This window comes from [Bacillus] enclensis, from assembly GCF_001456935.1.
Classification (GTDB): Bacteria; Bacillota; Bacilli; order Bacillales; family Bacillaceae_B; genus Rossellomorea; species Rossellomorea enclensis.
Genome location: NZ_KQ758483.1, coordinates 88,006 through 101,510, shown reverse-complemented (window position 1 = coordinate 101,510; position 13,505 = coordinate 88,006). Strand labels below are relative to the sequence as shown.

Here is a 13,505-nt window from a genome sequence, read left to right as displayed (position 1 = left end):
ATCCTCCGTCCTCATTTTAATCAGTTTCAGTATAACATATATGATAGACTCATTGTTTTCCGTGCTTAAACCATCACGGCTTTTTCTAATAGAATCACTTCATTTTCTTTATAGTAACTTCTGATATGAGGGTGGCATGTAAAAAGGATGATTTGATGTTCTTTTTCCATTGTTCTCAACAGTTTCTGAAATGCATTCGTTCTATCACGATCAAAATTTACCGCTCCATCATCGATCAGCAGCGGAAGTTTATAGATGTCCCTGAAAGATCGAACCAGTGCAAACCTGATGGAAATATAAAGCTGCTCCTTCGTTCCCTGACTCAGCTCGACAGCCTGGAACCGCACGCCATCCTTTCGCTCGACTTCTATTGTTTCATTGCTCACACGAATGGTGTGATAAATCCCCTCTGTCAATACAGAGAAATTCTCCTCAGCCAGCGCAATCACATTCGGCATCTTTGTTTGCTGATAATGATCAATGGTTTTCTTGAGACTTTCCCGGGCCAGTGTAAACTTGGACCATTTCATCACATATTCACGCAAATCAGCCTTTTTCTCTTGAAACTCCTGCAGAAGCCTCGAATAGCCTGTGCCCTCTTCCAGCAAATTGATTTCATGCTCGACCGATGCCAGCCTCTTCCTGCACGATGACACTTCTTTTATCAGTTCATTTAGCCTTTGTCCCAATTCACTTAGCCTTTTGGTTACGTCTTCTTTGAATTCGAATTCAGTAAAGATGTCCAACGTTTGCTGATTGACTCTTGTCTTCATTCCTTCAAAGCTTGCAAGCAGCACTTTCCTCTCCTCAGACTTCAGTGAAAGTGCGCGGAATTCCTCCTCGTCCCTGCATCCCGCCTCTTCCAACAAGGAATGGATCTCATCATCGATTTTTCTCACCTGTGATAGGGATTGCTCTCTTTCCAGACGCAGCGACTCTAAGTCACCCTGAATTTGTCCGTGAATCAATTTATTTCTTTCAATATCCTGAATCATGCTTTTCATTTTCGTGAATGCTTCTTCCACCGTTGTAAAGATGATCGAATGCCGGATGAACCATTCTTCACACCCTGTGGAGAAGTCATCAATCTTCTCTTGAAGAATCTTTTCCTCCTCCATTAATCGCCGCAACTTTTCATACGAATTCACCAGTTCTTTCAGTTTTCCGAATGCGTCCCTCAGCCACTCAGCAGGAAATTCAGCCGGGAGATATAACTCCGCTTTCACTTTTTCAATTGATTGAAAATCAGCGGTCAATCTGGACTGGATGGATTCTGCCTGCTTATTCAATTTTTCTATTTTCGCACTTTGTTCTTCCAATTGTAGGATTCGCTGCTTCCATTCACTTCGAATCTCCAATTGTTCTTTTAAGACTTTTTCTGAAGTTTCAAGAGGAGCGTCTTCGTCAATTATTTTGCTGCTTCCCCCCGAGAATTCACGGAGTTTCCCTCTCAAATTTGCAAGATGGTTCAGCTTTTCATTTACATACTGTCTTGTTTTCCATAGATTAACGGCAAGCAGGGCAATGATCATAATACTGAAGGTCCACATAGAAGAATCATTTAAGATGGCCCAGACACTGAAACCCGTCAATAGGATAATTATGATGGAGCTGTATAAGAGCTGATTGGAAAAAGATTTGCGTGTTTCCTTCACTTCTTTCTCTCCATCTTCAAGCTGGTTTTGGACCCATATTTTCCGATGTTGGGAAACCTGGCTGTAAGAATGTTGTTTCACTTTTCTCTGCAATGCCTGATACTCTTCTTCCTCCATAAGAAGCTCTTCAAGTTCATCACACTTCCGTTCAATGATGATCAAGGCTTCTTTTTCTTCTTGCAGCTGATTTAATAGGGTTTCCTGTTCATTTTGACATTTTGTTTTTTCCCGCAATGCCTTTTCGATTCGATCTCCCATCAGCATGCCGGTATTGATGGAAGGAATATCTTTTTCCTCAGCATTCAAATCAAGTTCTCTCATCGCTTCCCTTATTCCGCTTTGCAATGCCCTGATTTCCCGGTTCAACTCTCTCAGGTCATCCCTCCACTTCATGTAGACAGGCTGCTGTGCCAGCATGGATTCGACTTGCTGGCTTTCTGAAATGAATTGAGAAGCCTGCTGTGTATCTTCAAGCTTTTCAGAGAGTTTCCTTTGTTTCGAATCGAGGGTTTCCAGATAAGAGGAAACCTGCCTCCACTCTGCTTTCAAAGCATTCAGTCGTTCTGCCCCCTGAGGAGGGAAATAAACATCTTCGAATGCCTCCAATTTAGTGGATGTGGCAACAAATTCAGTAAGAGGCTCCCATTGTTCTTCAATTACTTGCAAACCTTCTTTTTCTTTAGAGAGGGCTTCTTTTTCTTCTTCCAGAGTAGAAATGGCAGACTCCAATGACTGCTTTTCCTCCTGGAGCGGTCCATATTGTTTATTTTTTTCCCTGGCTTCCGCAACGTTCTTTTCCAACGCTTTCAATTCGCCCAGTTTTGTATTTATTACCGGCTTTCTTCCCGACCTTTTAAATAATTGTTCCCGTTCTTTTTGCCAATTCTGTTCCATTTGCAGCAGCAGGTCGGTGCCGGTAGAACCTGCACTGAATAAATAACGATTCAGTTCTTCTTTTTTCAATTTATGTATATCCTGCAGCCCATCAAGATTAAAGGAAAAGATATTTCGATAAGTCGTCTTGTCCACACTTCCCAACAAATCCAGCAGTGCTTCTTCCCCTCCTGAGGATCCATCTTCAAATTGAACGGTAACATCACCCGCTGCTTTTCCTTTAATCCGTTCAATGCTGACCTTCCCATGCTTCTCAGAGACACAAAGGACCTTTCCGCCATATTCCGTGGATTCCTTCGGTTCATAACGAAGCTCGGATTGCTGCCTGGTTGGGAACCCAAACAGGATACTATGGATGAAAGACATGATGGTAGATTTCCCCGCCTCATTTTCTCCATAGAATAGTTGAAGGTCCTCTATAGAGTAAACCTTATTTATCAGCTTTCCATAACCGTAAATATGTAACTGGGTGATTTTCATCACGGCACCTCTTTTCTTACTGCACCCGCTTTGGGTATAGGATTAATTCTACTGCTTCCTGAACCAAATCTGACATTTCCTCTTCTCCCAAAGGGTCCAGGAACCGATACAGGCCAGGATGCTCAATTAGTTCAGCTAAAGCCTCCCTGCCCTCTTCGGCATCCATTTTTTTAAGAGTTTGCAAGACATCCTTGATGAATGGATCTTTACTATCGATGTCCGTTTCAGAAGGGACTGGCTTAATGGAGTGGATCCAACGGACGGGCTCTCCTTCGGCTGAATCCTCCTGCAGTGCTTGAAGGAGATCACCGTTTTCGACTGCCGCCAGTACATCCGGGGATAAGCCGTTCACATCTCTGATATGTATTTGAAGCAAACAGTCAACCTGTGTTTCATACTCCTCAGCTGCCCTTTTGATATGTTGATAAATTTCACCGAACCGCTCAAACCCGGCCAGTGACACTTCCACTTCCCCCCAAATCATTTCCTGTGTCGGGATGAATGTAAGAAAGGAATCGTGTTTATCTAACTCGACAAGGTAGCATCCCTTTTCACCCGTCTCTTTACGATGTCTCCCTTGAATATTGCCCGGGTAGACAATAGGGGGGGCCGGGTTCAGGACCTGCCGCTGGTGAATATGACCCAGTGCCCAGTAATGGTAGTTCTTCTCTTTTAGTTCACTGATTGAGAAAGGGGCATAATTTTCGTGTTCGGAGTGAAGACTCCCCTCACTTCCGTGCAGCAGTCCGATGACATAATCGGCCTCAAGCTGCTTTGGATATTCTGAGATCCGCCGGTCACGGATATGCCTGGTGTCATAGCTGAATCCTGTTAATTTAACCACAGCACCTTTTTTGGTGATCAGTTCCTTCACTTCCGTTTTATTATTAAATACATGAATATTATCTGGCATATCAAGCTTCAACCGGAATCCGCCCAGATAATCATGATTTCCGTGAATGACATAGACTGGAATTTCATTCTTATATAACAAGTTAAATTGATTCAGCAATCTGGCCTGCGCCCGGATACTTCGATCTTCCTCATCAAACAGATCACCGCTTATGACAATGAAGTCAACCTGCTCATGTATCGCTCTTTTTACCAGCTTTTCAAATGAGGCAAATGTGCTGTTCTGAATGCGTGCAAATAACTCTGGCGGCAAATGCTGCAGACCTCTGAACGGGCTGTCCAGATGCAGGTCGGCACAATGAATAAATCGTATTTTCTCCATTCGGCCCCTCCTCACTTACGAATGTACGTTCTGTATTTTCATTATATCCTAAAAGCAGCCGTTATTTCAGCCTGTATCAGAAAAAGTATAAGAAAAAATATAAAAACTGCCCCCTCTTCAGGAGACAGTCCACAAATTATTTATTATTTGTAAGATCAATCGCTTTCTTGATGTCCTTATACGAATTTGATTTCCCGTAAAGCAGCACACCACCGCGATATACACGTGCGCCAAAGACTCCCAGCAAAATAATCGTTGCTACCAGGACCAGGATGCCAATGATTGGTTCATAAACAGGTAAATCCAGCATTCCGGCCCGCAGGAACATGACCATCGGGGTAAAGAATGGAATATAGGATGTAACAGTGATGAAACTTGATTCAGGATTGCCAAGACCGAACATGGAGATAAAGAAACCGATCATGATGAGAAACGTCATCGGCATGATCATCTGCTGAACATCTTCGATCCTGCTGACTAGCGAACCCAGGAGAGCCGCAAGCGTAGCATAAAGGAAATAACCAAGTAAAAAGTAAACGACTGCAAACAAGATCACACTTACTGACAGGGATTCAAATCCGAATGACTCAAAGAATCCCCCTGCAAAATCATCTTTCCTGTTAAGCAGCGTAACATAACCCACTGCAAGGATGACTGCCAGCTGAGTCAATCCGACAAGCCCGATCCCGATGATCTTTGCAAACATTTGCTTTACAGGGGATACACTGGAGATCAGGATCTCCATCACGCGTGAACTTTTCTCAGTTGCCACTTCCATTGCCGTCATATTGGCATAAGCTATAACGGAAAAGTAGATGAAGAATAATAGTACATATACAATCCCTCTTGCCTGACTTAATTCTTCTTCAGATTTAGCCCCTTCAGACAGAGCTTCCTTTTCGAATGTGACAGGTCCGCTCAATCCAGCCAATTCCTCACTTGAAAGCTCAAGCTTATTTGCAGCAAGGGAAGATTTTATGTTTTGAAGTGCCAGCTGCAGATCAGACGTCACCGTGGAATCAGATAAGGAGGCTGATTTGTAAAGTGCGCTCGGCAGACCGTCTTTCCCCTCTGTCAATATAAGCTGGCCCTTGATGTCTTCCTCTTCTATTTTCTTTTCTATTTCTTCATTTGTATCATCAGAAGGAGATAACTTAATGTCTTTATTTAGAACGGTTACCTGTGCCTTCAGCATGGAATAAAGATATCCCGTTTCATCCTGTACCACAATTTTCTCTTCATCATCCCCGCCGAAACTCGACAGGATTTGATCGAAATTCGTCAACAATACGAGTGCGCCTGCAATGATGATGGTTGAGATGATGAACGATTTCGCTTTAAGCTTGGAAAAGTAGGAATGCGCAAGCATGATAAAAAATTTATTCATAAGAAGTCCCCACCTTTTCTATGAAGATATCATTTAATGACGGGTCTTCCAGTTCAAATTTGCGCAGGAATCCTTTTCGGGCTGCAAGATGGAAGATTTCTTCCGCAGTTTTCTCCGATTCTACCTGCAGCAGGATCCCTTCTGTCGTTTCCCTGAATTTGGTCACACCATTGAAACTTTGCAGCTCAGCTAAATCTACATCAGAATTAATAGCCACATTCTTTTTACCGAAGGAACGCTTGATGTCCTTCAAACCCCCGTGTACGACAGGACGTCCATGGTGCATGATGCATAAGCTCTCACACAATTCTTCGACATGTTCCATACGGTGGCTTGAGAACACAATGGTAGTCCCTTCCCTTTTCATATCCCTGACTGCCTCTTTCAGCAATTCAACATTTACTGGATCAAGTCCGCTGAACGGTTCGTCAAGGATCAACAGCTTAGGCTTATGTATGACTGAAGAGATGAATTGAATTTTTTGCTGGTTCCCTTTCGAAAGCTCTTCTACTTTTTTATCTGCATATTGCGGTATATTGAATCGCTCCAGCCAGTAAGTTAATTCTTTTACAATTTCCTTTTTGTCCATCCCCCGGAGCCTCGCCAGATACACGATTTGATCCTTCACTTTCATCTTGGGATAAAGACCTCTTTCTTCAGGAAGATATCCAATTTCCCCGCTTGTAGAATAATCAATCTTTCTTCCATCCCATGTTATTTCCCCTGCAGTCGGATCCAAGAGACCAAGTGTCATCCTGAACGTGGTCGTCTTGCCGGCACCATTCGCACCCAGGAATCCGAACATTTCTCCAGTATCAATGGTAAGGGATAAGTTGTCCACTGCCGTAAAGCTGCCAAACTTCTTGGTGACATGCCCAATAGATAAACCCATTTGAAGTTTCCCCTCTCATCTTTTCCTTTTCTCATTACTTTACGATTCTGTCAGAAAAAGGTTTCATTTTTCAGGCTTTTAATTATTATCACTAAATACTTTTAATTTTTTCAATAGTATGGAAAAATAATAAGAGTGAAAGATTTCTAGACAAAGGGGTATAAATCATGAAAACGTATAAGCTCACGGTCTTTGAAAAAGACGGTAAAAAGATTCTTGATGAAACATTTGAAGCATCGACTGACAACGAGGCAAAGAAAACAGGGGAATCATTATTGGAGGAAAAGGGATACCTTGACCACACTCACCGATGCACTTCCCCGCTTGGCAAGCTCGTATTATTCCATGCCTAAAAAAATGGCCGGTATCCCTGAAACTAGTTGTTCAGGGGTCCGGTTTTTTTTTATTTCAATAGATCTTGCATCTCTTGAATGTTTCTCCTTTTAATTTCCATTTTTTCAAGTGCATGATCTAGATTTCTGCTGTAAACACTCAATATACTCTCCCGGTATGTGGTTCCGGGAACTGCCCAATTTCCGTTCAATTGATTTATAATAATCGTCATCATAACATCCCCCTCTATAGGGGGGATTAATAGTTTATGCAAAGAGAATATAGTTTGTCTGGACAACTTTTCTTAACTCCAGTAATTTAGGTTCCACCTTAAGTTATTCCCTTACCACAAAGCTCTGATTTGTAACTGTCAAAATAAGAAAAGGTTCATTACAGCCGATGGCAGCTGTAATGAACCTTTTAATAGTACGGTAATCTATGAGTTTAGTTTCCTTTAAATTCAGGTCTTCTTTTTTCGACGAATGCCCGGATGCCTTCTTGGTGATCATCTGTCTGGCGCATGAGCCATTGTCCTTCTTTTTCCAGATCAAGTGCGTGCTGCAATCTTTCTTTATTCAGTGACACGTACACTTCCTTTGTCTTGAGCATCGCTCTTGTCGGTGCGGCCAGGCATTGTTTGATATAGCGTTCTATGCCATCCTCCAGCTTTCCGGATGGGAGTGCCTCATCGACGAGCCCTTTCATCAAAGCTTCCTGCCCCTCGAACACTTTTCCATTCCAAATCAGCCTTTTTGCTTTATGGGTTCCCAGTCTTTCTTGTAAAAGGAAGTGGCTGCCCCCATCAGGGATCAAGCCGATTCCGATGAAGTTCATCGCAAGCTTGCTATCTTCTTCACATAAAATATAATCGGATGCAAGGGCCAAACTGAATCCAAGACCAGCAGCAGCCCCGTGAATGCCGGTTACCACCACTTTCGGCATCGAATACAGAGTCATGACCAGTTCACTGATTGTATCCATGATTCCTGAGAATTGTTCTTCCCCGCTCAGCATGAGCATCGATTTGATATCCCCTCCCGAAGAGAATCCCTTTCCTTCCCCTGTCAGGACCAGGATGGAAACTTCAGGATCTGCTTTGACTTCCTTTAATGCACCAAGAAGATCTTTCATAAGTCCTGCATCAAGAGCATTCAGAGATTTCGGGCGGTTCAGCTGGAGCCTTGCCACCCTTCCTTCTTTATGTAGCTTGACCGTTTCATAATGGTTTGACACTGTCAATGTAATCCCTCCCCTTCATTCTAGGATACCTCATAAAAAATGAATAGTGAATCATTTTTTGAATAGTTTTACTATTCGATAAGTAAACTTCTTGCCGCCGTTGTTGATTTACCTATATATTTTCTTCAATTGATTTGGCAATTAAAAAAGAGGTCAACCTATCGAGCGGCTGACCTCACTAAATTCACACCTGTTTGATTTTATCCTGCACTTGATCCCTGAGTGTCCGTTTCAGGAATTTACCGACGGATGTTTTCGGGATTTCACTCATGAACAGGACATCGTCTGGGATCCACCATTTTGCGAACTGGGGTTTGAGGAAGTCGAGTATATCCTCTTTTGTCACTTTCCCACGCGAAGATTCCTTTAAGACGACACATGCGACCGGGCGCTCCTGCCATTGCTCATGAGGGACTGCAACCACGGCTGCTTCGAAGATATCTTCATGCGCCATGAGTGCATTTTCCAAGTCGACTGAAGAAATCCATTCACCACCGGATTTAATTAAATCTTTTGTACGGTCAACAATCTTTATATAACCCTCTTCATCGATGGTCACTACGTCACCGGTATAGAGCCATCCGTCGCGGAATGCATCCTGGCTCCGTTCGTCCTGATAATATTCGGAAGCGATCCATGGACCTCTCAGGGCAAGCTCTCCCATTTCCTTTCCGTCCCAGGCTACTTCACCGTCTTTTCCGATGATTTTCATTTCAAGCCCGGGAACTAGGATCCCCTGCTTCGCTTTCAAGTCCAGCTTTTCATCAGCAGGCAAATCAGCGTGATAGCTTTTCGAAGCAGCGATGACGGCCAGCGGGCTCGTCTCTGTCATACCGTATGCGTGCATGAAAGGGATTCCGAATCTTTCTTCAAAGGCTTTGATCATCCCTCTCGGTGCTGCAGATCCCCCGCATAAAATCGAACGCAGACTGGATAAGTCGTATTCATTCTGTTCAATCTCATTGAGGAGCCCGAGCCAGATCGTAGGGACTCCTGCCGTGATGGTCACCTTCTCATCCTGCATCAGCTTTGCAAGGATGCCCGGTGTAAAATAGGGACCTGGAAGGACCTGCTTCGTACCAAACCATACCGATGCAAAAGGAAGGCCCCATGCGTTCACGTGGAACATCGGTACAACCGGAAGAGCCGTATCCTTTTCACATACTCCCGTGGTATCAGCAAGACCGAGTGCCATTGCGTGAAGCACGATTCCACGGTGGGAATAAATGACGCCTTTAGGATTTCCGGTCGTCGCAGACGTGTAACACATCCCTGCAGGAGCATTCTCATCAAGATCCGTCCGGAATGAAAATGACGGATCTCCTTCGCTCAATAATTCTTCATAATGATAGACGTTTTCGAGTGAGGTTTTCGGGACTTCTCCATCCGTCATGACGATGAAGGCTTCGACACCCTGGATGCTGTCTTTGATCTTGTCGATGAGCGGCAGGATATCAGAATCGATAAGCAGTACTTTGTCCCCGGCATGATTTATGATATAGCTTATGTGCTGCGGGGAGAGGCGTATGTTGATGGTATGCAGTACCGCTCCACTGCATGGAATCGCAAAATAGGCTTCTAGATGGCGGTGATGATTCCAGGCGAGTGTACCTACCTTGTCTCCTTCTCTCACTCCTAATTTATGCAGTGCACTTGCTAGGCGCCTTGTCCGTTCGCCCCATTGTTTGTAGGTGAATCGCTGGATCCCTGATTCTGTGCGGGACACGATTTCTTTCTTTGGAAAGTATTTTTCAGCTCGTTCTATCATTTGTGTCAAAAGCAGAGGTGTTTGCATCATATTCGATCTCTCCCCTCAATTAGTGAAGCGCTTTCATTTTCTATCTATTAGTACTATTCTCCTCAACGGCTGCATTCTCCTTTAAGTAAATTCACACTACCCAGAATCATGATTAATCCACGCTTTTGATTTGCGTGCAAACTTTGCTTTTCGCGGGCAGCCCGTTAGCCCGTGAGCCTCCAGGCATTCTCTCGGCAAAGTTTGTCCAGCTGCAGGGCTTTTCTGATAGGAGTCTTCGTCGTGCACTCCAATCAACCGCTGGAAAGCCCCAACACCTAAAAAGCACATCCAAACTAAAAACCCGGACTGAATTGACTTCTGGCAGGCAATTCAGTCCGGGTTTAAATTGGCCTGAGACACTTTTGTCCCAGCCTTTTTGTTAGGAGAAGAGTTCATCCAATATCTTGATTTTCTTCTCGGTGTATTCTTTGAATGCAAGGTTATATGCGTTTGGTTCTTTTGGATTTGCAAAGTGGGTGATTTTCCCTGTCTTCGGATCGATGAATTTGCTTGCTGCGCCGCAGCCGATTCCGATTATGGTCTGAACCTCTTCCATGATCATGATGTTATAGATGCTGTCCTGTCCGGGAAGTGCATACCCGACGTTCTCGAGGTTCCCAAGGATATTTTTCTGGCGGTAGAGATAGTATGGTTCGTATCCGTGCGCGCTCGTCCACTCCTCAGCAAGATTCATCATCCGTTCAATCTCAAGCCTGTCGGCTACCTTATACTTTTCTTTATTTTGGGTCATTTCCGATGCACGTTTGAATGACAAGGTGTGGACCGTCAACGATTCAGGCATGAGCTTTTCCGTTTCATCCAATGAATGTTGAAGTTCGGGTACCTCTTCATTTGGAAGTCCGATGATCAAGTCCATATTGATATTGTTCATTCCCATTTGACGGGCAAGGTGGAACTTGTCGATTGTTTCTTCCACTGTATGATGACGCCCGATCGCCTTTAGGGTTTCCTGTGTATAAGACTGCGGGTTGATGGATATCCGGTCGATATTCCACTTATTCAACACTTCCAGTTTCTCCACTGAAATCGTATCCGGACGGCCCGCTTCCACCGTCACTTCCCTTACCTTGTCCACATCGGGGAAGGATCGGTACATTTCTTCGTATAAGGCATCCATCTCTTCTGCAGTAATCGACGTAGGTGTCCCGCCGCCGTAATAAATAGTGGTGATTTTAATCCCTTTTTCTTTCAGCCATCGTCCCATTTCCTGAATTTCATAATGCAAACCGGCAAGGAACGAGTCGACGCGGCCCTGTTTTCCGAGGATCGCATAGGCCGGAAATGTACAATACGCACATTTTGTCGGGCAGAATGGTATCCCGATATAAATGCTCACTTCATTCTGGACATCATAGAGATCCGGAACGACGGAGAGCTGGCGGTCGACGATGTTCTGCATCAGCTCTATTTTTCCGTCCGTGATCAGATATTCTTCCTTCAGCTTTGCATGGACTTCTTCCCTTGGCGTGCCAATCTGGTTTTGTTTATGGATAAGCTTGGTTGGGCGGATACCTGTGAGGATACCCCATTTTTGCCTGATTCCGGTGAGGTCCTGCAGTACATTCAAATAGACATGGGAAAGGGCAGTCTTCACCTGCCTGAACCCTTCTTTCTCCGTTTCAAAGGGTCTCCATTCCTTCGAATACTCAGAACGGATTTCCTTTCCGCTTTCCGGATCCTCAAGAGCCGCTTTTGCCTCGATTCTATTTTCAGTATTTATGTCTATATGGACTTTTAAATCAACGGAATCGCACTCATTAAAATAAATGCTTGTCTCTTCAAAAAATAAATTGGCTATCAATCGCAGAGGCCGTTCAAAACGTTCATCCGCCACTCCTGTTATTAAAATATTCACCTTTATAATCACCTTTCAATAAAACTAGCTTTTTCTAGTGTACAGAAAGGGATGAAAATGGTCAATGAACCCGGGAACGGCCTGTTTGATGATCAAATTTCCTACTGTAAAAGCGAACAGGCCGATAAGGCAGCATTCCGCCTAATCGGCCCGTTGGGGTTCATGATCTGATGATGTTCATTTTCTTAAGAAATGGAATCGGGTGCTGCTTCCTGAAGAGTTCTGTGATGAAGTAAGGGAGCCCTTTCAGGTCCTGACTTCTAGTAACCCAGTCTGCATGTGCTTTTACCTCCGGTGGCGCCTCTCCCATCGCGACCCCGAGTCCGCAGCATCTGATGGCGTCGACATCATCTATACCCGCACCTACCATGACAATCTGCTCTTTTCTGATGCCGAGCCTTTCAGACAGGTACAACAGCCCCCTTAGTTTCGAGACCCCTTTAGGAAGAATATCAAGGGTATGTTCGGAAGTAGGGATCGCGTCCACTTCCTCGTACATTCCTTTCAGTGAAGCAGCAATATCCCAAACATCTTCTTTATGTTCCAGCAGCACAGAAATTTTCGGAACAGCAAGAGGATTTTCAAGCAGGTGGTCGCTCACCACATTCACGTATTGCTTGCTGTATAAAAATCGTGAATCCCTATCCCAGGACAGAGTGGATGTCAGTTTGGATTGATTATTCGCTTTGCCTACAATGCTTTGTTTTTCATGAGAAAGCTGAACCTGTCCGGGGAAGCCTTCGAGGAATTGTGTGATCTCATAAGTGAGTGCCTCAGAAATTTTCCTCACATACAGCGGCCGGTCCCGTTCAGCAGCTATATAAGCCCCCCCGTGGGTGATGATTGGACCGTCTATCTTCAAGGCTTTTGCAACCTTTCTGGCAGAAGCAAAGTTTCTGCTTGTGACAAGAGTGACCTGCACTCCTTTATTTTGGACGTACTCAACCGCTTCCTTTGTTTCTTTGGCGATTTTTCCGTTTTCATTAACAACAGAGCCGTCGATATTAAGTGCCATCATTCTATAAATCATTGGTGTCCCCCCTAAGTGTTGTCTACTTCCTTTCTTTAGTTTTATGAAGGGATATAGACAAATATGACAAGAGGGTGGTTTTAGTGAATGAGACGAACACACTAGAGTAGTCGTTAACCAACTCTAATAATTTCCGTTCAAGACTCCAATCAATCGCTTGAATGAGCTAAACTAAAGATGTTACTAAAATTAAAAACCCGAACCAATTTACATCCTGGAATGCAAATTAGTTCGGGTTTTCCTAGACTAAGACACTTTGTCCCAGCCTCACTTTTAGTGGAAAAGATTATTTCTGCATAGAACCATAAAGCTCTTCAAGTGGCTTCATGATGACTTTGTTCAAGTCCTGGATGACCATGCTCATGCGTTGTTCAGCTTCCATCAGCTTGCCGATTTTTTCGTGCTGCTGCACAAGCTGTGCTGTTTTTTGAGCCTGTTCCACTTCTTCCTGTGTGATTTCTTCACCGTTCATCTGTTTTTGCTGAAGTGTCATTTGAATGTTTCTGAAGTTTTCAAACATCTTGTTTGCTGATTCGTCGCTGTTTACTTCGTCATACATTTTTTTAAGTTCCAAGAATTCGTCGCTTTGTCTAAGCGCACTTTCCAGTTCATTTGCCTGATCGTATAAGTTAATTGCCAAAATACGTACCTCCTAATATTTTCACTCTTTGTTTCCTCCACCACTAT

Annotated in this window: 11 protein-coding genes; 1 reads left to right on the top strand and 10 read right to left on the bottom strand. The window is 44.0% G+C overall.

Annotated features, from left to right (window positions below; all coding sequences use genetic code 11):
• Nucleotides 1–65: 65 nt before the first annotated feature.
• The 4 genes from AS034_RS08270 to AS034_RS08255 all read right to left on the bottom strand — a co-directional run bounded on the left by AS034_RS08270 (nucleotide 66) and on the right by AS034_RS08255 (nucleotide 6,542).
• Complete coding sequence (locus AS034_RS08270; RefSeq protein WP_058298180.1) at nucleotides 66–3,029, bottom strand: ATP-binding protein; 2,964 nt, start codon at nucleotides 3,027–3,029, stop codon at nucleotides 66–68.
• A 16-nt stretch (nucleotides 3,030–3,045) separates the two neighbouring features.
• Nucleotides 3,046–4,263, bottom strand: coding sequence for a metallophosphoesterase family protein (locus AS034_RS08265; RefSeq protein WP_058298179.1), 1,218 nt, complete (start codon nucleotides 4,261–4,263; stop codon nucleotides 3,046–3,048).
• A 136-nt stretch (nucleotides 4,264–4,399) separates the two neighbouring features.
• The gene (locus AS034_RS08260; RefSeq protein ID WP_058298178.1) at nucleotides 4,400–5,650 is read right to left on the bottom strand and encodes an ABC transporter permease; all 1,251 of its coding nucleotides are present in this window, start codon (nucleotides 5,648–5,650) and stop codon (nucleotides 4,400–4,402) included.
• Nucleotides 5,643–6,542: an ABC transporter ATP-binding protein gene (locus AS034_RS08255; protein WP_058298177.1), complete on the bottom strand. Its 900-nt coding sequence runs from the start codon at nucleotides 6,540–6,542 to the stop codon at nucleotides 5,643–5,645. Before AS034_RS08255 ends, AS034_RS08260 begins: the two co-directional genes overlap by 8 nt.
• Nucleotides 6,543–6,709: 167 nt before the next feature.
• Between AS034_RS08255 and AS034_RS08250 the strand changes: the two genes are divergently transcribed.
• Nucleotides 6,710–6,895 (top strand): YhzD family protein, encoded by a 186-nt coding sequence (locus AS034_RS08250; protein ID WP_058298176.1) that lies wholly within the window; start codon nucleotides 6,710–6,712, stop codon nucleotides 6,893–6,895.
• A gap of 50 nt (nucleotides 6,896–6,945) precedes the next feature.
• On the opposite strand, the gene AS034_RS22710 is transcribed toward AS034_RS08250, so the two are convergent.
• From AS034_RS22710 to AS034_RS08225, 6 genes are all read right to left on the bottom strand, one after another.
• Entirely contained in the window at nucleotides 6,946–7,107 is a 162-nt protein-coding gene (locus AS034_RS22710) for a hypothetical protein (protein ID WP_156416139.1), read from the bottom strand.
• Nucleotides 7,108–7,319: 212 nt separating this feature from the next.
• Nucleotides 7,320–8,108: an enoyl-CoA hydratase gene (locus AS034_RS08245; protein WP_336433368.1), complete on the bottom strand. Its 789-nt coding sequence runs from the start codon at nucleotides 8,106–8,108 to the stop codon at nucleotides 7,320–7,322.
• A 190-nt stretch (nucleotides 8,109–8,298) separates the two neighbouring features.
• Nucleotides 8,299–9,912, bottom strand: a complete 1,614-nt coding sequence (locus tag AS034_RS08240; RefSeq protein WP_058298174.1) for a long-chain fatty acid--CoA ligase — start codon at nucleotides 9,910–9,912, stop codon at nucleotides 8,299–8,301.
• 379 nt (nucleotides 9,913–10,291) lie between these two features.
• Complete coding sequence (locus AS034_RS08235) at nucleotides 10,292–11,788, bottom strand: coproporphyrinogen III oxidase (protein WP_058298173.1); 1,497 nt, start codon at nucleotides 11,786–11,788, stop codon at nucleotides 10,292–10,294.
• Nucleotides 11,789–11,948: 160 nt separating this feature from the next.
• Nucleotides 11,949–12,818 carry an HAD-IIB family hydrolase gene (locus AS034_RS08230; RefSeq protein ID WP_058298172.1) on the bottom strand — a complete coding sequence of 290 codons (870 nt, stop codon included), beginning with the start codon at nucleotides 12,816–12,818 and terminating at the stop codon, nucleotides 11,949–11,951.
• Nucleotides 12,819–13,104: 286 nt separating this feature from the next.
• Complete coding sequence (locus AS034_RS08225) at nucleotides 13,105–13,458, bottom strand: YlbF/YmcA family competence regulator (RefSeq protein WP_032089287.1); 354 nt, start codon at nucleotides 13,456–13,458, stop codon at nucleotides 13,105–13,107.
• Nucleotides 13,459–13,505 lie beyond the last annotated feature (47 nt).

Excerpts from the sequence above, each read along its gene's own strand:
- AS034_RS08270 (WP_058298180.1), bottom strand. The coding sequence starts at position 3,029 with ATGAAAATCACCCAGTTACATATTTACGGTTATGGAAAGCTGATAAAT.
- AS034_RS08265 (WP_058298179.1), bottom strand. The coding sequence starts at position 4,263 with ATGGAGAAAATACGATTTATTCATTGTGCCGACCTGCATCTGGACAGC.
- AS034_RS08260 (WP_058298178.1), bottom strand. The coding sequence starts at position 5,650 with ATGAATAAATTTTTTATCATGCTTGCGCATTCCTACTTTTCCAAGCTT.
- AS034_RS08255 (WP_058298177.1), bottom strand. The coding sequence starts at position 6,542 with ATGGGTTTATCTATTGGGCATGTCACCAAGAAGTTTGGCAGCTTTACG.
- AS034_RS08250 (WP_058298176.1), top strand. The coding sequence starts at position 6,710 with ATGAAAACGTATAAGCTCACGGTCTTTGAAAAAGACGGTAAAAAGATT.
- AS034_RS22710 (WP_156416139.1), bottom strand. The coding sequence starts at position 7,107 with ATGACGATTATTATAAATCAATTGAACGGAAATTGGGCAGTTCCCGGA.
- AS034_RS08240 (WP_058298174.1), bottom strand. The coding sequence starts at position 9,912 with ATGATGCAAACACCTCTGCTTTTGACACAAATGATAGAACGAGCTGAA.
- AS034_RS08230 (WP_058298172.1), bottom strand. The coding sequence starts at position 12,818 with ATGATTTATAGAATGATGGCACTTAATATCGACGGCTCTGTTGTTAAT.